The sequence below is a fragment of the Labedaea rhizosphaerae genome, from assembly GCF_004362825.1.
Lineage (GTDB): Bacteria > Actinomycetota > Actinomycetes > Mycobacteriales > Pseudonocardiaceae > Labedaea > Labedaea rhizosphaerae.
Window position 1 is genome coordinate 194379 of sequence record NZ_SNXZ01000004.1, and the last position, 21000, is coordinate 215378.

A 21000-nucleotide genomic window follows, 5' to 3' on the forward strand; every position below is an offset into this window, starting at 1 on the left:
GTCCATGAGACCCTTCGATCATGGATCACGCACCGGCCGGCATGCCCTCGACGCTCGTGCTTTGGGACGTGGACCACACGTTGATCGAGAACGGCGGGGTCAGCAAGGAGACGTATCTCGGCGCCTTCACGAGACTGACCGGCAAGGCCGCCGCCGTGAGGCCCGAGACGCACGGGCGGACCGACTTCGTGATCATGCGGGAGCTGCTAGAGGCCAACGGCGAACCCGCAGAGCAGTACACCTCCATCGACCAGTTCACGGACGTGTTGATCGAGTCGATGCAGGAGAAGGCGCCCGAACTCCCCGCCCGCGGGCACGTGCTGCCCGGCATCATCGAGGCGTTGACCGCCCTCCACGACGACGATGCGGTGCTCCAGTCGGCGCTGACAGGCAACATCGCGCCTAACGCCTACGCCAAGGTTACCGCGTTCGGACTCGAAAAGTGGCTTGACCTGGAGGTCGGCGGGTTCGGGTCCGATGATGCGGTGCGGTCGAAGCTTGTCGACGCATCCCGGCGCAAGGTCGCCGAGAAGTACGGCCGCACCTTCGACCGGGACTCGACGATCCTGATCGGGGACACCCCGCTCGACGTGAAGGCAGGCCACGACGGTGGCGCCAAGGTCATCGCCGTCGCTACCGGCGTGCATCCATACGACGAGCTGGTTGGCTGCGGGCCGGACGCGACTCTGCACGACCTCGGAGACACGGCTACGTTCCTGTCGACCTTGGCGGCGGTGCGCGCGAAGTAGCTCAGTCGGGCAGGTACTCGTACGACTCTTCGTCCCACACGCGGTCGAAGCTCTTCATGTACGTGTCGAACATGTCCGCACCGGGTTGCTTCCGTAGGTGCAGGATCGGCGCGATGTAGCCGTATGCGCCGTAGATGTGCTGGTTGATCAGCATCTCGTCGTCGTAGCGGAAGATCGAGTTGTAGAGCGATGTCGCCTGCAAGCGGAACTCGACGCCATCGATGCCCACCAGCGGCTTGTAGTACGCCAACGCCATCTGGATGCGGCCGGGGATGCCGTCGAAGAGCTGTTCTTCGTAGCCGCGGAGCTTCGCGGCCTCTGACTTCGGATCACCCAACAGGATCCGGACCTTCACGCCAGATCCAGCCTTGGCCTTGATCACCTCGATGGCTTCGGGGTTGTCCTCGGGCAGGAACAGGCTGGCGTTGGCGAACAAGTCGATCCGCTCGTTGGCGCCCTTGAGCAGCTTCAGCCACAGCTCGTTGGGCGTGTCGGCGCGATGCGCGTACAGGGCGACGAACTCCGGCGGCACGTTCGCGGCCGGCGTCGGCGTCATCGGCTCGGCGGCAGGCGCTGGCTCCGGGACATAGGCGAGACCGTCCGAGTACGGCTCGAAGAGCTGGTTCACGGTCCAGTCCGGGAACATCCGCTCCAGGATTCGGCAGTGGTCCGGATACGGTAGGCGACGCATATCGCCGGCAAGCCATCGGTAGAACTGCGCCTTGCTGGGTGGCTGCGCATCCGGCCGTGGATTCATCTTCGCGGCCACCCGGTCGTACTCGCGACAGAATGCGCGGTGCTCCTGCAAGTGCCGTTCCTTGAGCAGCATCTTGAACAGCGTCGTCCGGTCCTCGGCTTGCTCCCCCGTTGTTGCCATGCAGGCACGATAGCATGTTCATGAGACACGGATGAGACTCCGTGCGACACAGCCGAGATACGGACGCGACCAGTTGAGACCAGATGAGCCATAAACGCAGAACAGAAGAGACTGGATTCCACCGATTGTGTTTCTAGCGCCGGATTGGCCGGTGCACACAACGGAAGGTCCACACTCTGATGGCTATCTCCAAGGGACACAGGTTCCCGATCGATTTCGCGGAGGCGTTCCCGCAGGGCCTCGTCCTGGTCGGCGAGGTCGCGCCCGATACCGAGTACCAGTCGCGGGAGGACCGGGCAGCGGGTCGGCCGGTGTCGACCACTCAGGAGGCACTGCCCGGCATGCGGGCGGTCGAGCTGGACGGGCTGACCGCTGAGCCGCGCGTCGCGGGCAACGGCGAGTTCAAGTACCAGTCGTACCTGTTCCGCGCTTCTGGCTTCCGGGCAGCGAGTGCCGGTGGCCGGACGCAGAAGTCGACCGAGTCCACCTCCAAGGCCGCGTGAGACACGAGATGGGCGGCATGAGCGGGTTCCCGGTCGGGTCGGTCTTCGGATTGCCCGGCCGGGCGCCGGTCGGTCTCATGGTGCGGCCCGGGAAGGTTCGGACCTCGATGGTTCCCGATGAACTGGTGCAGCAATGGCAGGCGGCCTACCGCAGCTACGGGCACGCCTCACAAATGGTGGCCATGGCGGAGCCGGGCGATCGCAATGCGGCTCGGAGCATGGCAGCTGCGTCACGTGACGTTGCTGTCTGCTGGAAGGAGCTGGGCGCTGCTCCTGGTCTGCCGTGGTGGACCTCGGCGGCGGTTGGTGCGGCGGTGCAGGCGTTCGAGTTCCAGGCTCGGGACTGGGAAGCACGAGCGGGGCGAGATGGTTACTCGCCGGCCCCGGTGCTGCGGCCCACTCCCCACCAGCGGCCGCACGACGAGCTGGGAGGCCGCCGTGCGTGATGTGGTGACGGTCAACATCACGACCGAGGTACCGACGCAGGTCACGGCCGTGCCGGGCGCGAACCGGGGCGAGATCCGGTTCGGCGACGGGTATCGACTGGCGTTGCTGATCGACGAAGCCGCGTTGCTGGTGCTGGCCGAGCAGGTCAACTACCTGCGGGTGCAGCTCGCGGCGGCCAAACCGGGGCGGAAGCGATGACCGCGCAGGTGACGTACTCGCTCCGCACCAAAGCGAAGGCGGAGTACACGCAGCTCACCGTCCACCAATCGGCGCTGGTGCTGTACCTGAACTCGGCGGACGTCGTGATCACGGCTGCGCCGGATGATGACGGTGCGCGGCTGCTGCTGGACTTCTGCGTGGAGCTGGCACGAGAAGCGTCGATCCTCGCCGACGAGCTGGACCCCAAGTACACGCCCCAGGGGCGGCACGCGAAGCCGCGGGATGAAGGCCAGCCCTATGACTACTGACCTCACGAGCCGCTCTGCTCTCGCGCCGTACATCTCGGCGTGGTCGGCGGAGGAACTACTGCCGTGCTTGTTCACGGAGATCCCCGGGCGGGGCATCGCTTACGCGGATGAACGGGTCATCGATCGGGACGAGCACGGTGTGCTGTGGGCGCGGATGTCCTGGGCGCCACGCCAAGGACGACCGGTGCTTGGGCAGGTGCATCCGTTGCGGCATAGGCAGGCCATGCGGCGGTTGCATTGCCAGGTCTGCAACAGTCCCGCCGACCAGACCGCCGACGGCGTTTTGTGGCTGCTGCCAGATCACCGGGACGACCGGTCGGGTTGGCCCGAAGGTATTGCGACCACCGAACCCCCCGTGTGCCTGCCGTGCGTGCGGGTCGCGTCGCGCGCATGCCCGGCGTTGCGGCGGGGAGCCGTGGCGGTTCGAGCCGGGCGGTATCCGGTAGTCGCGGTTCGCGGTGGTTTTTACGTCACCGGCCGCGTCCCACAGGTGATCGGAGATGAGCTGGTCGCTCTGACCGACTCGCGGATCCGGTGGGTGCTCGCGCACAACCTCGTCCGGCAACTCCACGACTGCACGTTGATCAAAGTGGGTGATCTCTCGACTAACTGAGCAGTTCCGAATAGTCCACAAGAGACAAACACACGCTGGTCATGTGGCGATGCCGCATGCCCGGATCAAGTTTCACCGAGTGCTGGACGCAGAAGCGGAACCCTGGCTACCAACCTTTTCCCGCTTCTGCGCTGTCCACCCGAAACACTGGAGTAGACGCGAGAAGCGTAGAACCCGCACTGGGTGACACCGCAAGGGGTCTCACCCAAAAGCCTAGTAACAGCAACAAGTTGTCACCTGAGCAAAGTCTCGACAATCGGGTGACGCAGCTGCCCGCCTCTGCCATGGAGGTGAGCTGACATGGCCGACAACCTGACCCGGCTGGTGCCGTTCGGGCTCGGCTTCGCCGTCTTGGTCTATGTGCTGCACAACCGAGGTCGCAGCGCGGGCCGGCCACTCCGTGGCGGTACTACTCACCGTCTATGCCAAATGCATCCACGGTGAGCGCGATGCGCTAAACGCAAGGATCGATGTCGCGCTTGAAAGATAGTATGCGTTCGCTATGTTCTTCTTGACTTCGACCAAGCAGGGAAGATCTTGAAACAAGTCAGACACCGAAGGCGATCCTAGCTTGCAAGGTTGTCCAGCCGATTAGAATAAGTCGGTGAGATGAATGGTGCCTCTTGACTCGATCCCCAAGCCAGACGATCTGGTTGAGGATGCACTAAAGGCGATATTCGGACCGGCGGCAATCATCACCATCGTGTTCATCTTAGGCAATCTGACTGTGGCCTGGATTGGCGCCTGGCAGACTGGCGCAAAGGTAGCCCGAGCGACCGCCACGACAGCGAGGCAGGCATCGGCAAGGTTGAGCCAGATGCCACGAACAGCGGCCGCGGTGGCGAGCCTGACAACAGCAACAATTGTGGGCGTCCAAGGTATGTGGCTTTGGCTATCCTACGTAATAGGAAATGGAACATCGTATCTTTTTACCGGAAATGTTCCTCCAAGCGGACCACAGTGGGGCACTGTGCTCCAATCACTTCATTGGGATCCAATCGTCGAGACCTACGTCCTTGCGTCAGCAGTCGGCATAGTCGCGGCCTACGTGCTGGCCCTCAAGGGCAAGGAGCCAGGATGGGTTGTAGCCGCACTTTCGCTACCCGCAATTTTCTGGGGAGCGTTGACGGGGTTCGGATCATTGCTTGCGCTGCTGGTCGCATCCCTTCACTTGATCTCAGATCACAACTTCCCACTTGACGACTCAAGTCGCTCAATGATGCTGATGTTTGGAATAGCAGTCACGCAGATCATTGCCTGCTCGCTGGCAATGAACTCCACAGAGACCGTGGTTAAGGTGTGGAGAATTCAGACCTCAACCAACGATCCCTACACCGAGTACTGAAGGGTCGACCGACGACTAAACCCAGGCAAGCAATCGCTCGCCATACCAGTCGCGCCTGGCATCTCACCGTCGCCGACCTGAGATCTGGAGGGTCCTTCCTCAGCAGTCGTCGGCCACTGAGGGCGCGCCTCTTCCCTTTGAATCGATGCACTAGGTGCCATCGCCCGCGATCTTCGCAGGTCAGAGAGGCGTCCCTGGCGCTGAGTCTGTCCCGTGACTGTCCCGTGAAGGGTGGCAAACAGGGCCAAATCACGGCAGATTGTGGCAGACGAGAGTGGCCCCGGATGAGAGGGTTTCCCTGGCGAGAAGCGGTTTTACTGGTGGGGCGGGTGGGGCTCGAACCCACGGCCAAAGGATTATGAGTCCTCTGCTCTAACCAGCTGAGCTACCGCCCCGAGACGACGAAACCCCAGGCCCGTGACCTGGGGTGCAGCTGCTCCAACCACAGCCAGAGGGAAGCTGACTACGCGTCTATCACGCGGTCATCCTAGCGGAGGCCGGCCTGCGTCAGGTCGCGTGGTGTTACCTCGGACGACGGTGAAGAGGTCTTCAGAGATGACCAAGCCGCGAGCCGCGAGACCTGCCTGGCGGCACCAAGGGCGCTCGAACCTACTGCCGTCCGGCGTTGAGCCACTGGACATGCCGGGCCATCTGGTGTGCACGGCTGAGCTCCGCGGCGAGCGATCATTCACGGGACGGCGTTGACCTGCCACGAAAAGGTTGCGGCGGGAGCAATTGCGAACAACCAAATAATCGGTGCCAGATCAGCCTTTGGGGGCAACCCTGTGGATTGCAATGCGGTCAGCACAACTGGTAGAGGGCGACTTGGGTGGGGGAATTCAAATGACCCCACTACTGCCGTCGATCTCACACTTCGCCATAATCCTTCGGGCATGAAGAGGGCGGGTCGCGCGCTTGCACCGCAACGACCCGCCCGGCGACAACCCGTCATCCTGGAAGGAGCTGTCCAGCCCATGATATCCGCAACACCGGGCCCTGCCATGCTCTCGTGCAGCGAGTGGTGCCCCTGGTGAACCTGTACAAGCTGATCTGGAACATCGTCCGCAGCGTCATGGAAGGTTCCACCGCGGCCTTCCTTCGCCTGCTCACGCTGTTCGTTGCCACGGTCATTGCGGCCCTCGTCGTCGTGAGCGTTTTGCATTTGCGGCTCGGCTAGAAAAGGCCATATCCGGCCGGGTCCACTCCGCAGCGGACCCGGCCGGAAACTTGTTACCGGCGATCACCACTCGGCGCCGGTAATCGGGCGTGGTCCGGATCGCCGTCGGCCGACGGTTCGGCGTCGTCGGCCGCGATGATCTCTTCGACGGCGACGCCCAGTTCCCGCGCGATCCGGTACAGCTTGATCATGGCTGTCGAGTCGTTGCGGTTCTCGATGTTGCGCATCGATCCTTCGTTGGTGAAGCCAACCCGAGCAGCGAGCTCCGCAGTCGTGAGGCCGCGCTCCTGGCGCCGTCGACGGATCTGCGCTCCGTTCGGCTTCGGCATGGTGCAGATTTTTGCAGATCAGCGCGCCTCTATCAAGTTGGCCTGACCAGGGATGATGGGCGGCACCGTTGAGTTCTGCAAAATTCTGCGTTAATCTGCGGAGATGTTCGAGCAAGTAGATGCGCAGGTTGAGCCAGAGTCGCGCCGATTTGGCCGCCGGACGAATCTGCGGCATTCTGCAGGTGTGCCCCAGGCCCGCGACTCCCGTCGACACCCACCCGCAGCCCGGCCGAAGCCGCAGCACGACCCGCGCCGCCGCGTGCTTGGTGAGGCGATCAAGGAAGCACGCATGGCCCGGCAGTGCAGCAGCCAAGCTCGCCTCGCCGAGGCGGCCGGGGTCAGTGAGCGGAGCGTGGCCGGCGCCGAGGCCGGCGAATACGTGGGACGCAAGGTTCTGGCGGCGATCGAAGCCGCGTTCGGCTGGCCGACGCACAAGACGACCGACTACCTGCGCGGCGACGACGACGCGCTGAAGGAGTTGCCGGCTCAGGGGCCGCCCGTGGTGAACGCTGCGTCGAAGCAACTGGCCGACCTCGGCCTGAAGATGGACGTCACGCCCGACCCGGGCAGTCTGGCCTGGCTGCGCGACCTGCGGGCCAGGCTGCCCCTCGACCAGTTCATCGAGGTCGTCCTGCAGATGACGCGTCCATTAGATGGCTCCGATTGAGCCCCGGCGCAATTGACGGGCACCAGAAACAACGAAACCCCAGGCCGCTGACCTGGGGTTAAGCTCCTCCGGTTGGACTCGAACCAACAACCCTGCGATTAACAGTCGCATGCTCTGCCAATTGAGCTACGGAGGACCGCTCTTCGTTGCCCGGCCACTTGACCCGACGACGCGTAACTCTAGCGCACCCCTCCACCGGGTTTTGGCAGGGGGCCTACCCACCGGGGCCAGCGGATTCGCCCTGCTTGCGCGATGATGGGGACTCCACTCGACGCGGGAGGCAGGACATGATCGGTTTCGTCGCGGGCGCGGCCGTGGGCTACGTGCTGGGAGCCAAGGCCGGGCGCGAGCGCTACGAGCAGATCCTGCGCACCTACCGCGCGATCGCCGATCACCCGATGGTGCAGGGCGCCGCGGGCATCGCGCGGGCCAAGATCAGCGAGACCACCGGGATCGGCAAGAAGCGCATCGATGCCGACGAGCGGCGCGCGCGGCCTGCCTACCCGCGGCCCTGAACCCGCGCGACCGCGAACACGCGGCGGAACGGGAACCACGTCGTGCCGTCGGCGGAGGCCGGGTAGGCGGTGCGCAGCATGGGGGCCAGTTCGGCGCGGAAATCCTCGAAGGAGTCGTCGCCCAGGATCGCCTTGATGGGGCGCAAGGCGGTGCCGGCGACCCATTCGAGCACCGGGTCGGGGCCGCTGAGCTGCTGCAGGTACGTCGTCTCCCAGGCGTCCACCTGGCAGCCGGCCTCGCTCAGGACGTCGGCGTAGCCCGCCGGGTCCAGGACCGGGTCCTCGTCGCGGAACGCGGTCAGGTTCCACCGAGCGGCCAGCTCGCGCACGAGGGTGTGTGACGGCCCGCCGAAGTTGCCCGGGACCTGCAAGGCGAACCAAGCGCCCTGCGGCAGGGCGGCGATCCACCTGCGCAGCAGCTCGTCGTGGCCGGGCACCCACTGCAGCACGGCATTGGTCACCACGACGTCCGTGTCCGGCTTCGGCATCCAGTCGGCCACGTCGGCGACCTCGGCCGCGAGCCCACGCGAGCGCGCCGCCTCGACCATTTCCGGCGACGAGTCCAGGGCCTCGACCACGGCCGATGGCCAGCGCGAAGCCAACACCTCGGTCAGGTTTCCGGCCCCACAGCCGAGGTCGACAACCCGGCGTGGCGTGTCAGCGGCGACCCGGCCGAGCAGGTCGTGGAACGGCCGCGCGCGGTGATCGGAAAACGCCAGGTACTGGACGGGATCCCACATCAGCGTCACCCCCAACCAAATAAACAGTACGTACGTACTGTATCAGTTGGCGGCGCGCTTCTCCCGTGCTTGTTCGACGGCCGCGGCCACCTTCTCGGCCACGGCGGCCACCGAGTCGCGGTCGGTGCCGGGGTCGGGTCGCACTTGCAACACGAAGCCGTCGCGACCGGCCACCTTGCGCTGCACGAACCACGCGCCCCCACCGGGGAACTCCTGGCGGTGCCGCGTCTTGATCGACCCCGTGACCCGCTCCTGCACGACCTGCGGCACCTTGCCCGGCTTGGCCAGCTTGTACCGGCGCGCGGGCAGGTCGGACAGCAGCACCGCGGCGCCCGCGTGCCCGTCCTCGACGGCCTCGATCACCACCAGCGAGCCATTGCCCCAGGTCGCCTTGCTGATCAGGTGCCAGCCGATGCGCCGGGCGCCGTCTTCGTCCGGCAGCCACAGCCCGTGCGAGGTCGCCAGCACATGGCCACCGCCCGTCACCTCGGCCGTGGCCAGCACGTTCTCCTGCGCGTCGAGTTTGCCCGAGAACCCCTCAGGGGCACCCTGGCGCAGCACCTTGTCCCACCAGCTCACTCGAAACCTCCGGCCGCCTGCTCGGCCAGCGACTTGCGGTACTGCTCCAATGCCACCAGATCACCGAAGAGCGCGCGGTACTCGTCGGCCTCGTCCACCGGGTTCACCCGGAACAACCGCGACTTAAGGTCCGCGATCTGCCGCGCGACCAGGCCCTCCTGGAGGCTGGCGATCAGGCTGCCGATGTAGCGGACGTCGGGTTCGCGCCGGTGGTGCAGCGGCTCGACCGCGAGCTCGGTGATCAGCGACTGCACGACCTGGTGCGGGCAGTTGCGGGCGATCGTCTCGATCAGCGCGGGACCCGCGAGCCCGCTCGACGTGCCGCCCGACTTGATGATCCCCTGGTGCACCTCGCGGTACGCGGGATCGGTGAACGCCTCTTCCGACACCTGGTCGTAGTGCGGACCGGCCAGCGCGGGGGCCTGCAAGGCCGCCTTGAGCGCCTCGCGTTGCACCCACAGCTGCGGGTCGTCGCGGCGCGGCCGGGCCGGGCCGTCCACGTCGACGGCCAGCGCGGCTTGCGCGGGATCGGGCTGGCGCGGCCGGCGACCACGAGTGGACACCGTCACCGGGGTACCCGCGACCTCACGCACCCGGCGGACCACGGTGGCCGTGTCCTCCCAGCCGACCCAGCCGGCGAGCTGGCGCGCGTAGTCGTCGCGCAACGCCACTTCCTTGATCCGGGCGACCATGGGCACGGTGCGGCGCAACGCCTCGACCCGGCCCTCGGCGTTCTCGAGGTTGTGGTTGTCCAGTTCGGCGCGGATGGCGAAGGCGAACAGCGGCTGGCGGCGGGCGACCAGGTCGCGCACCGCGGCCTCGCCCTTGGCCTGGCGCAGCTCGCACGGGTCCATGCCGTCGGGCGCGATCGCGATGTAGGTCTGCGCGGCGAAGCGCTGGTCGTCCTCGAACGCCTTGAGCGCGGCCTTCTGCCCGGCCGCGTCACCGTCGAAGGTGAAGATCACCTCGCCGCGGAACGCGTCGTCGTCGATCAACAGCCTGCGCAGCACGGAGATGTGTTCCTCACCGAATGCCGTGCCGCAGGTGGCGACCGCGGTCGGCACGCCGGACGCGTGCATCGCCATGACGTCGGTGTAGCCCTCGACCACGACCACCTGGTGCCGCTTGGCGATCTCCCGCTTGGCGAGGTCGAGCCCGAAGAGCACCTGCGACTTCTTGTAGATCGGGCTCTCGGCGGTGTTGAGGTACTTCGCCTCGATCCGGTCGTCGTCGAAGAGCCTGCGTGCGCCGAAGCCGACCACTTCGCCGCCGATGTCCTTGATGGGCCACAACAGCCTGCGCATGAACCGGTCGGTCGGGCCTTGCCTGCCTTCCCGGCAGAGACCCGCCTTGTACAGCTCCTGGACCTCGAAGCCGCGGCCGAGCAGGTGCTTGGTCAGCCGGTCCCAGCCGGACGGCGCGTACCCGCAGCCGAACGGCGCCCCGGTCGTCTCGAAGCCGCGGTTCTCCAGGTACTCGCGTGCCTTCGCCGCTTCCGGATTGGTCCTGAGCTGCTCGGCGTAGAACTCGGCGGCGGTGCGGTGGGCGTCGATGAGCCGGGAGCGGGTGCCGCGGTCGCGCTGGACGCTGGTGCCGCCACCTTCGTAGGTCAGCTGCACGCCCACGCGGTCGGCGAGGCGTTCGACCGCCTCGACGAAGCTCAGGTGGTCGAGCTTCATCACGAACGCGATGACGTCGCCGCCCTCGCCGCAGCCGAAGCAGTGGAACGTGCCGTGCGACGGGCGGACGTTGAACGACGGGGTCTTCTCGTCGTGGAACGGGCACAGCCCTTTGAGCGCGCCACCGCCCGCCCTGCGCAGCGCCACGTACTCGCCGACGACGTCGTCGATCGCGCTGCGGTCACGTACCAGGGCGATGTCACTTTCCCGGATACGTCCTGCCACCGGCACAGTCTAGATCGGCCTGGAAGAATGAGGTCGTGCCGGTTACCCAGCAGTCCCTGGCGGAGCGTTTCGAATCCGAGCGCACTCGCCTCCTCGGCATCGCCTACCGGCTGACCGGCTCGATGGCCGACGCCGAGGACGCCGTGCAGGAGGCCTGGCTGCGCTTGTCCACTGTGGACGCGCAGGAGATCGAAAGCCTGCCCGCGTGGCTGACGACGGTGGTCGGCCGGCTCTGCCTCGACCGGCTGCGCTCGGCGACGGCGCGCCGGGAACGCTACGTGGGCCCGTGGCTGCCGGAGCCGGTGGTGACCGACATGACCGGGACCGGCGAGAACCCGCTCGACGTCGTGGTGCGCGAGGACGGCGTGCGGATGGCCGCCATGATCGTGCTCGACCAACTCACCCCGGAGCAGCGGGTGGCGTTCGTGCTGCACGACGCGTTCGCCGTGCCGTTCGACCAGATCGCCGCGATGTTGAACTGCGAGGTCGCGACTGCGCGCCAGTACGCCTCGCGCGGCCGGCGGGCGGTCGCCGACGCCGATCCCCCGGGCCGCGCGCCCATGCCCGACCAGCTCGCCGTGATCGAGCAGTTCGTCATCGCCGTGACCACCGGCGACCTCGAATCCGTGGTGCGGTTGCTGCACCCGGACGCCGTGCTGGTCGGCGACAGCGACGGCAAGGCCCGCACGGCCCGGCGCAGGCTGGTCGGTGCGGAGAAGATCACCCGTTTCTTCTTCGGCCTCGCCGAGCGCTACGGACCCAGGCGACTGGGCGACGGACGGGTCGTGCGCATCAACGGCGACCTCGGGATGCTCTTGCCGGGCTCGCGCGGGGAGGACGGCCGCTGGGACATGGACCGCCGCGTGACCACGTTCGCGATCCGCGACGGCTTGGTCGTCGCGATCTACGACATCGTGAACCCCGACAAGCTCACCCGCGTTCCCGACTGACCTCCGCGTCGGCCGGCACGGGGATCTTGCAGGCATCGCCCGAGGTGAACCCCTGGTCGGTGATGCCCAGCGCGCTGTTGAACCGGCCGCGGGCGTTCTCCAACGCGATCATGTAGCTGAGCTCGACCACGCCGTCCTTGCCGAACTCCCCGACCAGCTCGGCCACCTGCTCGTCGGTGACCACGGTCGGGGTCGCGGTCATGGCGTCGGCGTAGGCGAGCGCGATCCGTTCCTGGTGCGTGTACTCGGGGGCGGTGGCGTAGTCGTCGATCTTGCGCAACCGCTCGATGTCGAGCCCCTCGTGCTTCTGCAGCATGGTGCCGAAGTCGATGCACCACGAGCACTGGACCTGCTGCGCGGTCCGGTACTGGACGAGCTCCCGCACCGAGGTGGGCAGTACCTTCGCACCGCGTTGCACGGCCAGCTCGTGCTTGATGCTGGCTTTGAGGATCTTGCGGTGGTGGGCGGTCACCGTGAGCGGTTCCATGACCGCGCCGTACTGCCTGCGCGTGAACCAGTACACGGCCTTCAGTACGAACCCTGCTTCACGAGTCGGAATCCCGGTGATCCTCGGCATCTCGGCCTCCCCTGGTCGTTGGTCTGTCGAAGGGGGTGACGAGGCGGCGCGCCGAGATGTGACAACCCGTGCTGGCTACGGCTCGGTGACGCGCGCCATGAAGTAGACCGCGCCGGATTCCTGGTGCCGGACCAGCAACAGGAACGGCCGGTCGACCTGCACGGTGACCGGGCGGCTGATCATGGCCGCGACCGTGCGCATCAGCACCGCCGTGGCGGCCGCGCCCTCGATGCCCTGCTCGTCTACGTTGAGCACGGCCTCGTGCAGCACGGCGTGCACGGCGAGCCGGCTCGACGTGATGCCGTCCAGCTCGGCGTCGTCGGTGAAGACCTTCCGCACGCCGAGCTCGGTCAGCGCACGCACCAGATCGGCCCGCATCGACAGCCGGAACTTCGGCATCGACAACGCGATGCGTTGGCGCCCCAGCGCACCCAGGATCACGGCAAGACGAGCACCGGTCAGCGCGGGCTCGGCATCGGCCAAACGCGAGTCGGGCAACAGCACGACCGCCTGCACGTCGCCGAGCGCGGGCAGCCCCACCGCCTGCCAGCCGCCGAGGTGGGCGTAGTCCAGCGACTCGGTCAGCTGCATCGTCGGCACCTCGATGCGGCCGGCCGGGCTGCGGAACGGACGATCGGTCGTCGCCTGTTCGCTGAACCGGAATCGCCACGCCACCTTCAGGTACAGCGCGTTCACCAGCGCCGACACCGTGTCCGCGCGCAGTGCGCCGGACGGGATCAGCTCAGGGATCAGTCCGTTGGTCGTCTCCGCCACGTCGTTGTTGATCAGCCGTCGTGCCTTCGCCGGGTCCTCGTGGAACGGCGCCTCACGCACGCCACCCCCACGCCGAGCGGCCAGCTCGGTCACGAACTCCTCGCGCACCGAGATCGAGGCGTCGGCCCAGAGGGTGTTCGCCACGGCCAGCTGCGGCGGGTCGTCGCGCTCACCCACCGGCGCCAGCTCACCGGCCTCCTCGAGTAACTCGACCAAGTCCGCGTGGTCGCCGTCGGCCAGCGCGGCGCTCAGCTCGTCGCGGGTCTCCCCGCTGGCACCCGCGGTGAGCAGGCTGAGCGCGCTCGCCACCGAGAACGGCGACCAGCACGACGTGGTGTCCGGGTCGGCGGCCAAGGCCCGGTGCAGGCGGAGGCAGAAATTGAGGTGTGCGTGCTCGTCCGTCACCTCTCCTGCTTACCGCCTCGCATCGGGCAACGTCACGTGCTGATCTTCGGGCGGTGTCGGCCTGGCCGCCGCGTCGGCCCGCGGACCGACCGGCTTCGGCTTGCGCGGCTCACGCACCCCAGCGGCACCACCACCCCCGCCGCCGCGATTCCCACCGGACCCACCGGCTCGGGCTCGTCGTTTGGTCAGTCTGGTCAACCTGCGCAGTAACCGGATGAATGCACCCAACATGATTCGAGTGTGCCACCGATCACACTCCCCGGCCGGTGCACCAGCGGTGGTGCCAAGTCACCGCTTGCTGGTCGGTCAGCGACGCGGTCTGGTCGACGAGCACGCGCAGCCGCGCGGCGTCGTCGGCTGCGGCCAGCCAGGCGGGCAAGAACGCCGGTTCCAGCGTGTCCGGCGCCGTGCGGGCCAGCGTGTCGAGCAATTCGGCGAGCAGTTCGCGCTGCCGGGCCTGCTCGGCCAGCCTGCGTTCGTCGCTCATCACGTAGCGCACCGCGACCGCCTTGAGCAGCGCCACCTCGGCCTGGACCCGAGGCGGCACCACCAGGTCGGCGGCGTACCGGGTGAGCGGGCCATCACCCGCGACCGCCCGGGTGGCCGCGACCGCGGCCGTGGCGAACCGGCCGACCAGCTCGCTGGTCAGCTGCTTCAACGTGATCTGGGCGTCCAGCGACGCGTCGTAGGGCCGCTGCGCGAAGCCGGCCACCAACGACAGCCGCAGCAGGTCCTGGGCCGCGTCTTCCAGCGCTGACACGGGTTCGGGCGAGAAGTGCTTCGCCGCCAGCTCGGCCACCGCAGCCAGCTCGATGCGATCGCGGAGCATGCCGAACGAGATCCGTCCTGAGCGGACCCCGTCCTCCACGTCGTGCACCGAATAGGCGATGTCGTCGGCCCAGTCCATGACCTGCGCCTCGAGACACCGCCGCCGCCCGGGTGCGCCCTCCCGCACCCACGCGAGCGTGCCGAGGTCGTCGGCGTACGCCCCGAACTTCACCATGCCCGGCCCCCTCGGCCAGGGGTACTTGGTCGCCGCGTCCAGCGAGGCACGGGTCAGGTTGAGACCGGCCGAGGGCACCTTCGGCTCGAGCCTGGTCAGGATCCGCAGGGTTTGCGCGTTGCCCTCGAACCCGCCGCAGGCCTGCGCCGCCTCGTCGAGTGCTCGTTCGCCGTTATGCCCGAACGGGGGGTGCCCGATGTCGTGCGCGAGCCCGGCCGTGTCCACGACGTCCGGATCGCAGCCCAGCTCCTCGGCGATGCCGCTGCCGATCTGGGCGACCTCGAGCGAGTGCGTCAGCCGGGTCCGCGGGATCCCGCTGATCTCGGCGCCCTCGCCGGGGCCGACCACCTGGGTCTTGCCCGCGAGCCTGCGCAAGGCCGCGGAGTGCAGCACCCGGGCCCGATCCCGGGAGAAGGGGCTGCGCCTGCTCACGGGCGCACCCGGGAGCGCACCGCCCTTCGCAGGTTCGGCGAACCTGCGGGCGATGTCGTGTTCGGCGTATCCCGCAACCACGCCGAAAAGGGTAGGCGCTCCCACCGACAAAGCCGATCGAGCCGGCGTTATCCCAGGTCGATGCCGATGTCGTCGGCCGGCGCGCGGGTCGCGCGGTAGTAGAGCAGGGCGCCGGTCTCACGCAGGATGTACCGCAACTGCGTCTCCCGCGTCTGCACGATGGGGCCGCTGTGCGTGGGCGAGGTCCAGGCGTCGAGGCCGACGTCGGATGCCATGGTGCGCACCCGAAGCGAATGCCACGGATCGCTGACCAGGACCACCGAGTGCCAGCCCCGGCCCTTCACCGTGTTGGCCACGGCCTGCATCGTGCCGAGCGTGTCGCTGCCTTCGCCGACCGGGATGACGTGGTCGGCGGGCACACCGTTGGCGGTGAGCCAGCGCACGCCCGCCTCAGCCTCGGTGTAGCGGTCGCCGGACCGCTTGCCACCAGACGTGATGATGTATTTCGCGACACCGTCCTGGTACAGCCGCTTGGCGTGTTCGAGGCGGGCCTTCAACACCGGCGTCGGTTTGCCGTTGTACTGCGCGGCGCCGAGCACCACGACGGCATCGGCGTGGGTGCGGTCGTCGATCCGGCCGAGCTGCCACACGCGGAACGCCGTGCCGCCGACGACGAGCGCCCCGACGAGGACCAGCCCGAGCACGCCGCGGCGCAGTGCCCGGCGCACCCGGGCAGCGGTGGTCATCGGCGTGGTCACCCGCCCCATCCTGGCAGAGCCGTGTCATGGGAGCGTCATGGGCGGGCTACAACCAGCCGCGGTCCTCGGCGAGCCGGGCGGCCTCCGCGCGTGTGCGCGCACCGGTCTTGCCGATGGCCGCGGACAGGTGGTTGCGCACGGTTCCCTGCGACAGGTGCAGCTGCTTCGCGACGTCCGCGATCGTGCCGCCCACGCTGGCCGCGGCCAGAACTTCGCGTTCGCGTTCGGTGAGCGGGCTCGGGCCACTGGCGAGGGATTCCGCGGCGAGGGCGGGATCGACGACCCGCAGCCCGGAGTCCACCCGGCGCACGGCGTCGACCAACTGCTCCGGCGGCGAGTCCTTCACAACGAACCCGACGGCGCCCGCCGCCATCGCCCTGGACAGGTAGCCCGGCCGGCCGAAGGTCGTGCAGACGATGACCTTGCACGACGGGAGCCGCTCGCGCAGTTCGGCGGCGGCCACAAGACCGTCCTTGCCCGGCATCTGGACGTCGAGGAGCGCGACATCCGGGGTCGTTCGCAGCGCCGCATCCAGAACTTCGTCCCCCGACCCGACCTCGGCGACCACCTCGATGTCCGATTCAAGGTTGAGCATCGCGGACAGTGCGCCACGGACCAATGCCTGGTCATCGGCCAGAAGTATCCGGATCACGAACGGATTATCCACAGGCACCCAGTTATCCACAGATCCGGCTCACCCCCACCCACACCGCCTTGACAGGGCCGAAGCTGGAGCCATGCAAGCCCTCGTGCACCTACCGGCACTGTCCGGACTGTTCCCGCACCGGATCGCCCGGGTCGGCCAGTTGGCCGCGCTCGGCCTGAACGCCAAGTACGGGCAGACGCTGCTCCCCGGCGTCGTCATGCTCGGCAAGTCACCGCCGAGACGCACGCAGTTCCTTCAGGCGGCGTTGTTCTACGCCGGGTCGCACGCGGTCGTGACCGGCATGGACGCACTGCACCTGCACGGCGTGACGGCGGCCGAACCTGGGCCGATCCACGTGCTCGCACCGAGCAGTGCCGGAGCGCGCAGCAACGACAAAGTGCGCGTCACGGGGACCACGCAGCTGCCAGAACCGGTGATGCGTAAAGGATTCCCTTGCGCGCCGGTGCCTCGCGCGGCGTTGGACGCGGCCCGCGTGCTGGGCACAGTGGACAGAGCACGCGGTCTGCTCGGCATGCTGGTGCGTGGTGGGCACACCGACATCGCGGAGCTCCGTGCCGAACTCGGCCGGTCCCGGTCGGCCGGCAGCGGGGTGGCACGAAAGGCGTTGCAGGAGATGGCCGCGGGGGCGTACACGCCCGCGGAAGTGCAGGCCAGGGACGTCGTCCGTGCGTCCGGTCTGCCCGCGCCGAGCTGGACCGCGGCCTTGCACCACACCGACGACGGCCGCTTCCTCGCCGTCGTCGACGCGTGGTGGCCGAAGCCCGGCTTGGCGTGGGAGTTCGGCGAGTCATCGCGGCACGACCGCGACTTGGCGGCGGCCGGGGTGCCGGTGGTGCACACCCCGAAAGCACGCCTGTTCAGCGAACCGGCGGCGGTGGCCGCCGAACTCCGCCACGCCTACAAGCACGTCAGCCGGAGGGGTGAACCATGCCGCGCATCGAGCTGATCGACGACAGCTAGTCCGAAGTGGACATTCATTGAGCCTGATGTGGCGACGGCTCGAACATCCCGAGTTCGAGCACCCCGAACGTGCGTTACACGGCTCGATGAAGGCGTCACCTCCACGCCCCGACCCGAGTGGGGCCGCCGAGGTGACCGGACAGCACCGGCTTCGCCGCCTTGCCCTCGGGCGTTCGAAGCCGGCCGGACGCGAAGAAAGGAGTGCCGATCCCCTGTCGGACCGCTGACGTGACAGCGCCCCGGCCGCATGGGGATGGCGGCCGGAGCGACTGGAAAGGCGTGGCTGGTCAGCAGCCGATGAGCTGGCCGGCCAGGTAGGACTCGAGCTGGCTGATGGCGATCCGTTCCTGGCGCATGGTGTCGCGCTCGCGCACGGTCACCGCCTGGTCCTCGAGCGAGTCGAAGTCCACCGTCACACAGAAAGGAGTACCGATCTCTTCCTGACGCCGGTACCGCTTGCCGATGGAGCCCGCGTCGTCGAAGTCGACCGACCAGTGCTTGCGCAGCGCCGCGGCGACGTCACGCGCCTTGGGCGTGAGGTCGGCGTTGCGCGACAACGGAAGCACCGCGACCTTGATCGGCGCGAGCCTGCGGTCGAGCTTGAGCACCACCCGCTTGTCCACGCCGCCCTTGGTGTTGGGCGCCTCGTCCTCGGTGTACGCGTCGACGAGGAAGGCCATCATCGAACGGCCGACACCGGCGGCCGGCTCGATGACGAACGGCTTGTAGCGCGAGTCGGTGGCCTGGTCGCGGTAGGACAGGTCGACGCCCGAGCTGTTGGAGTGCGCGGTCAGGTCGAAGTCGGTCCGGTTCGCGATGCCCTCCAGCTCACCCCATTCCTGGCCGGAGAACTGGAAGCGGTACTCGATGTCCACGGTCCGCTTCGCGTAGTGCGACAGCTTCTCCTTGGGGTGCTCGTAGTGCCGCAGGTTGTCCTTGGCGATGCCGAGGTCGGTGTACCAGCGGGTGCGCTCGTCGATCCAGTACTGGTGCCATTCCTCGTCGGTGCCGGGCTCGACGAAGAACTCCATCTCCATCTGCTCGAACTCGCGGGTCCGGAAGATGAAGTTGCCAGGGGTGATCTCGTTGCGGAACGACTTGCCGATCTGGCCGATGCCGAACGGCGGCTTGCGCCGTGCGGTGGTGACCACGTTGTTGAAGTTCACGAAGATGCCCTGCGCCGTCTCGGGGCGCAGGTAGTGCAGGCCCTCCTCGGACTCCACCGGGCCGAGGTAGGTCTTGAGCATCATGTTGAACTCGCGCGGCGCGGTGTACTGCCCGCGGGTGCCGCAGTTCGGGCACGGCACGTCGGACAGGTCGTCCTCGCTGGTCTGCTTGCCGGTTCGCTCCGAGTACTCCTCGGCGAGTTGGTCGGCACGGAAACGCTTGTGACAGGAGGTGCACTCGACCAGGGGGTCGTGGAACGTCGACACGTGGCCGGACGCCACCCACACCTGGCGCGGCAGGATCACCGACGAGTCAAGGCCGACGACGTCGTCGCGGCCCTGGACGATGGCCTTCCACCAGGCGCGCTTGATGTTCTCCTTGAGCTCCACGCCGAGGGGTCCGTAGTCCCAGGCCGACCGCGTTCCGCCGTAGATCTCGCCAGAGGGGAAGACGAAACCACGGCGCTTGCACAGGCTGACGACGGTGTCGACACGATCGGCGGGCACGGACACTCCATACTGGGTGTTGCTGGACAACTTGGGTGGGAAGCTCAGCGTAGCTTGTGCCCGCGAACTGCCCCGACCGGATTATCGGTGACGGTCCGTGGTCGTTTCGGTCCTGACGTCAACGCGACCGGGACGGACCTGCCGCGTCACCCACACGGACGGTGCCCGCGTCCGCCGCGACCAGGCTCGCGTGCCTGCGCACGCCGCCCTCGCGGTCGGCCTCCACGAGCACCTCGAACGCGCTCGGTCCGTCGTTGTCGGCCTGCGAGAGCAGCGGGACCACCAGCTCACGCACCGGGAACGGCGACATCGACCGGCGGTAGGCGGTCACCGACTCGAACAGCACGCTGAGCACGAACCGGTCGTCGTCATCGGTCGACCGCCCGAGGGTGCCGTGCACGCAGCCCGGCTGGGCCTGCAAGAGGTCGAGCGCGCGTCCGGCCTGCTCGACGAACTCGGCGACCCGCTCCTGCGGCACCGTGAACCTGCACACCAGCAACACGAGCCGGTCCTCCCATCACGACGACTGCGGTGACGACTGCGGGAACGAGCATGCCTCACCCGGATGAGTGGACCGGACAGCCGGGTACCGTCGGGCCGTCACCCCACGCCCGAGAGGATCGACCCGTGCCCCTGCCCCAGCGACCATCACGCAAAGGTCAGCTGCTGCCCGGCGACGGGCTGCTGGCGCGGGTGCCACCCGTCGCGGCGTTCCTCATCGTCGTCGCGGTCTTCGCGGGCGGTGTGTTGATCGGCGGCGCGATCGGTGCCCTCGTGCTGGGGGTGCTCGCGCTCGCACTGGCCGGGCTGCTGGCCTCGACATGGGGTGCGTTGCACACCTCGCAGCGAGCCGGCCGGGTGGCCGTGCTGCTGATCCTCGTGGTCATCGCCATCACGCTGGCCGTGCGCTGAACGATGCGCTGAACGATGCGCTGAGCCGGGCGCTGAACCCACCGGGGGAACACGCCCTGCGCCTAGGATGTTGAACACGGTAACCGAATTCAGCAGTCCGGAGGTGGCCATGGCGAGCGCGCAGCCCGCAGGCACGCGGGAACCCGACACCGAGGCCGATCACGGACCGCACTCCACCGAGCGGAAGGCGGCGGGCACGGTGCCGCCGCGGCCGGTCGCCACGCTGAACGCCGCGGGTGACCTGCTGCGTGCGCTCGCCGCGCCGGTCCGGATCGCGATCGTGCTCGAACTGCGTGGGGCCGACCGCTGCGTGCACGAACTCGTGGACGCGCTCGGCGTCGCCCAACCGCTGATCAGCCAGCACCTGCGGGTACTCAAGGGCGCGGGCGTGGTCCGTGGCGAGCGGCACGGCCGCGAGGTCACCTACCGGCTCGTGGACGAGCACCTGTCGCATATCGTGGTCGACGCGGTGGCACACGTCGAGGAGGGCCGCTCGTGACCCCCGAGAAGACCTCGGAGAAGTACAGCGACGTCGGCGACGACCAGCGCACCACGGTCGTGCCCGGGCGACGGTCGACCAGGCAGCGGGCCGCCGTCGCGGAGTTGCTCGACCAGCTCGACGACTTCCGCTCCGCGCAGGAGCTGCACGACGAGCTTCGCAAGCAGGGGCACGGCATCGGCCTGACCACGGTCTACCGGACGCTGCAGTCGCTGGCCGACGCCGACGAGATCGACGTGCTGCGCACCGACACCGGCGAATCGATCTACCGCCGGTGTTCGCGCCACCACCACCATCACCTGGTGTGCCGCAAGTGTGGCTTCACCGTCGAGGTGGAGGGCCCGGCCGTCGAACGCTGGGCCGACCGGGTGGCCGGCGAGAACGGCTTCACCGGCATCAGTCACACGGTCGAGTTGTTCGGCACCTGCGCCTCCTGCTCGCGCTGAGCGCCCCCGCG

At 67.9% G+C, this 21000-nt stretch carries 26 protein-coding genes and 2 tRNA genes; 14 read left to right on the forward strand and 14 right to left on the reverse strand.

What is annotated here, in order from left to right; translation table 11 throughout:
- The first annotated feature begins 20 nt into the window (after nucleotides 1-20).
- Nucleotides 21-749, forward strand: coding sequence for an HAD family hydrolase (locus EV186_RS23680; RefSeq protein ID WP_133851600.1), 729 nt, complete (start codon nucleotides 21-23; stop codon nucleotides 747-749).
- A 1-nt stretch (nucleotide 750) separates the two neighbouring features.
- Here the strand turns inward: EV186_RS23680 and EV186_RS23685 are convergent, their stop codons facing one another.
- The gene (locus tag EV186_RS23685) at nucleotides 751-1626 is read right to left on the reverse strand and encodes a phospholipase D-like domain-containing protein (RefSeq protein WP_133851601.1); all 876 of its coding nucleotides are present in this window, start codon (nucleotides 1624-1626) and stop codon (nucleotides 751-753) included.
- A gap of 179 nt (nucleotides 1627-1805) precedes the next feature.
- Here EV186_RS23685 and EV186_RS23690 point away from each other — a divergent pair, with 179 nt between their 5' ends.
- The 5 genes from EV186_RS23690 to EV186_RS23715 all read left to right on the forward strand — a co-directional run bounded on the left by EV186_RS23690 (nucleotide 1806) and on the right by EV186_RS23715 (nucleotide 5001).
- Nucleotides 1806-2129, forward strand: a complete 324-nt coding sequence (locus EV186_RS23690) for a hypothetical protein (protein ID WP_133851602.1) — start codon at nucleotides 1806-1808, stop codon at nucleotides 2127-2129.
- 438 nt (nucleotides 2130-2567) lie between these two features.
- Nucleotides 2568-2774 carry a hypothetical protein gene (locus EV186_RS23695; protein WP_133851603.1) on the forward strand — a complete coding sequence of 69 codons (207 nt, stop codon included), beginning with the start codon at nucleotides 2568-2570 and terminating at the stop codon, nucleotides 2772-2774.
- A complete protein-coding gene (locus EV186_RS23700; RefSeq protein ID WP_133851604.1) occupies nucleotides 2771-3043 on the forward strand; it encodes a hypothetical protein in 273 nt (90 codons plus the stop codon). Before EV186_RS23695 ends, EV186_RS23700 begins: the two co-directional genes overlap by 4 nt.
- Nucleotides 3033-3656 carry a hypothetical protein gene (locus EV186_RS23705; protein ID WP_133851605.1) on the forward strand — a complete coding sequence of 208 codons (624 nt, stop codon included), beginning with the start codon at nucleotides 3033-3035 and terminating at the stop codon, nucleotides 3654-3656. The genes EV186_RS23700 and EV186_RS23705 overlap by 11 nt, the downstream gene beginning before the upstream one ends.
- A gap of 613 nt (nucleotides 3657-4269) precedes the next feature.
- A complete protein-coding gene (locus EV186_RS23715) occupies nucleotides 4270-5001 on the forward strand; it encodes a hypothetical protein (protein WP_133851606.1) in 732 nt (243 codons plus the stop codon).
- 318 nt (nucleotides 5002-5319) lie between these two features.
- Here EV186_RS23715 and EV186_RS23720 read toward each other — a convergent pair.
- Nucleotides 5320-5396, reverse strand: a tRNA-Ile gene (locus EV186_RS23720).
- Between the two features lie 635 nt (nucleotides 5397-6031).
- Here EV186_RS23720 and EV186_RS39035 point away from each other — a divergent pair.
- Nucleotides 6032-6178, forward strand: a complete 147-nt coding sequence (locus EV186_RS39035; protein ID WP_166659299.1) for a hypothetical protein — start codon at nucleotides 6032-6034, stop codon at nucleotides 6176-6178.
- A gap of 53 nt (nucleotides 6179-6231) precedes the next feature.
- Here the strand turns inward: EV186_RS39035 and EV186_RS40720 are convergent, their stop codons facing one another.
- Nucleotides 6232-6507 (reverse strand): helix-turn-helix domain-containing protein, encoded by a 276-nt coding sequence (locus tag EV186_RS40720; protein WP_133851607.1) that lies wholly within the window; start codon nucleotides 6505-6507, stop codon nucleotides 6232-6234.
- 103 nt (nucleotides 6508-6610) lie between these two features.
- Here EV186_RS40720 and EV186_RS23730 point away from each other — a divergent pair, with 103 nt between their 5' ends.
- On the forward strand, nucleotides 6611-7174 hold the full coding sequence (locus tag EV186_RS23730) for a helix-turn-helix domain-containing protein (protein WP_133851608.1): 564 nt from the start codon (nucleotides 6611-6613) through the stop codon (nucleotides 7172-7174).
- A gap of 63 nt (nucleotides 7175-7237) precedes the next feature.
- Here EV186_RS23730 and EV186_RS23735 read toward each other — a convergent pair.
- Nucleotides 7238-7310 (reverse strand) — tRNA-Asn (locus EV186_RS23735).
- 151 nt (nucleotides 7311-7461) lie between these two features.
- On the opposite strand from EV186_RS23735, the gene EV186_RS23740 reads away from it, so the two are divergent.
- Nucleotides 7462-7689, forward strand: a complete 228-nt coding sequence (locus EV186_RS23740; protein ID WP_133851609.1) for a hypothetical protein — start codon at nucleotides 7462-7464, stop codon at nucleotides 7687-7689.
- Here EV186_RS23740 and EV186_RS23745 read toward each other — a convergent pair.
- From EV186_RS23745 to dnaG, 3 genes are read right to left on the reverse strand one after another with little or no spacing between them, the layout of a single operon-like run.
- Complete coding sequence (locus tag EV186_RS23745) at nucleotides 7674-8429, reverse strand: trans-aconitate 2-methyltransferase (protein WP_133851610.1); 756 nt, start codon at nucleotides 8427-8429, stop codon at nucleotides 7674-7676. The genes EV186_RS23740 and EV186_RS23745 overlap by 16 nt on opposite strands.
- Before the next feature lie 42 nt (nucleotides 8430-8471).
- The gene (locus tag EV186_RS23750) at nucleotides 8472-9008 is read right to left on the reverse strand and encodes a hypothetical protein (RefSeq protein ID WP_166659300.1); all 537 of its coding nucleotides are present in this window, start codon (nucleotides 9006-9008) and stop codon (nucleotides 8472-8474) included.
- Entirely contained in the window at nucleotides 9005-10912 is a 1908-nt protein-coding gene (gene dnaG, locus EV186_RS23755; RefSeq protein ID WP_133851611.1) for a DNA primase, read from the reverse strand. Before dnaG ends, EV186_RS23750 begins: the two co-directional genes overlap by 4 nt.
- 35 nt (nucleotides 10913-10947) lie before the next feature.
- Here dnaG and EV186_RS23760 point away from each other — a divergent pair, with 35 nt between their 5' ends.
- Nucleotides 10948-11862, forward strand: a complete 915-nt coding sequence (locus EV186_RS23760; protein WP_133851612.1) for a sigma-70 family RNA polymerase sigma factor — start codon at nucleotides 10948-10950, stop codon at nucleotides 11860-11862.
- Here the strand turns inward: EV186_RS23760 and EV186_RS23765 are convergent.
- The 5 genes from EV186_RS23765 to EV186_RS23785 all read right to left on the reverse strand — a co-directional run bounded on the left by EV186_RS23765 (nucleotide 11843) and on the right by EV186_RS23785 (nucleotide 16484).
- Complete coding sequence (locus EV186_RS23765) at nucleotides 11843-12439, reverse strand: carboxymuconolactone decarboxylase family protein (RefSeq protein ID WP_133851613.1); 597 nt, start codon at nucleotides 12437-12439, stop codon at nucleotides 11843-11845. The two genes, EV186_RS23760 and EV186_RS23765, sit on opposite strands and share 20 nt — an antisense overlap.
- A 75-nt stretch (nucleotides 12440-12514) precedes the next feature.
- The gene (locus tag EV186_RS23770; RefSeq protein ID WP_133851614.1) at nucleotides 12515-13618 is read right to left on the reverse strand and encodes a serpin family protein; all 1104 of its coding nucleotides are present in this window, start codon (nucleotides 13616-13618) and stop codon (nucleotides 12515-12517) included.
- Between the two features lie 250 nt (nucleotides 13619-13868).
- The gene (locus EV186_RS23775; protein WP_133851615.1) at nucleotides 13869-15134 is read right to left on the reverse strand and encodes a deoxyguanosinetriphosphate triphosphohydrolase; all 1266 of its coding nucleotides are present in this window, start codon (nucleotides 15132-15134) and stop codon (nucleotides 13869-13871) included.
- Between the two features lie 47 nt (nucleotides 15135-15181).
- Nucleotides 15182-15820, reverse strand: a complete 639-nt coding sequence (locus tag EV186_RS23780) for a YdcF family protein (protein ID WP_133852133.1) — start codon at nucleotides 15818-15820, stop codon at nucleotides 15182-15184.
- A 58-nt stretch (nucleotides 15821-15878) separates the two neighbouring features.
- Nucleotides 15879-16484, reverse strand: coding sequence for a response regulator transcription factor (locus EV186_RS23785; protein WP_133851616.1), 606 nt, complete (start codon nucleotides 16482-16484; stop codon nucleotides 15879-15881).
- Nucleotides 16485-16569: 85 nt separating this feature from the next.
- Between EV186_RS23785 and EV186_RS23790 the strand changes: the two genes are divergently transcribed.
- Entirely contained in the window at nucleotides 16570-17445 is an 876-nt protein-coding gene (locus EV186_RS23790) for a hypothetical protein (protein ID WP_133851617.1), read from the forward strand.
- Between the two features lie 301 nt (nucleotides 17446-17746).
- Here the strand turns inward: EV186_RS23790 and EV186_RS23795 are convergent, their stop codons facing one another.
- Together EV186_RS23795 and EV186_RS23800 are read right to left on the reverse strand one after the other, a co-directional pair.
- Nucleotides 17747-19132, reverse strand: a complete 1386-nt coding sequence (locus EV186_RS23795) for a glycine--tRNA ligase (RefSeq protein WP_133851618.1) — start codon at nucleotides 19130-19132, stop codon at nucleotides 17747-17749.
- A 118-nt stretch (nucleotides 19133-19250) separates the two neighbouring features.
- A complete protein-coding gene (locus tag EV186_RS23800; RefSeq protein WP_133851619.1) occupies nucleotides 19251-19634 on the reverse strand; it encodes an antibiotic biosynthesis monooxygenase family protein in 384 nt (127 codons plus the stop codon).
- 125 nt (nucleotides 19635-19759) lie between these two features.
- Between EV186_RS23800 and EV186_RS23805 the strand changes: the two genes are divergently transcribed.
- From EV186_RS23805 to EV186_RS23815, 3 genes are all read left to right on the forward strand, one after another.
- Nucleotides 19760-20044, forward strand: coding sequence for a DUF6703 family protein (locus EV186_RS23805; RefSeq protein ID WP_243754234.1), 285 nt, complete (start codon nucleotides 19760-19762; stop codon nucleotides 20042-20044).
- 109 nt (nucleotides 20045-20153) lie between these two features.
- The gene (locus EV186_RS23810; RefSeq protein WP_133851620.1) at nucleotides 20154-20543 is read left to right on the forward strand and encodes an ArsR/SmtB family transcription factor; all 390 of its coding nucleotides are present in this window, start codon (nucleotides 20154-20156) and stop codon (nucleotides 20541-20543) included.
- Nucleotides 20544-20602: 59 nt separating this feature from the next.
- On the forward strand, nucleotides 20603-20989 hold the full coding sequence (locus EV186_RS23815; RefSeq protein ID WP_133852135.1) for a Fur family transcriptional regulator: 387 nt from the start codon (nucleotides 20603-20605) through the stop codon (nucleotides 20987-20989).
- Nucleotides 20990-21000 lie beyond the last annotated feature (11 nt).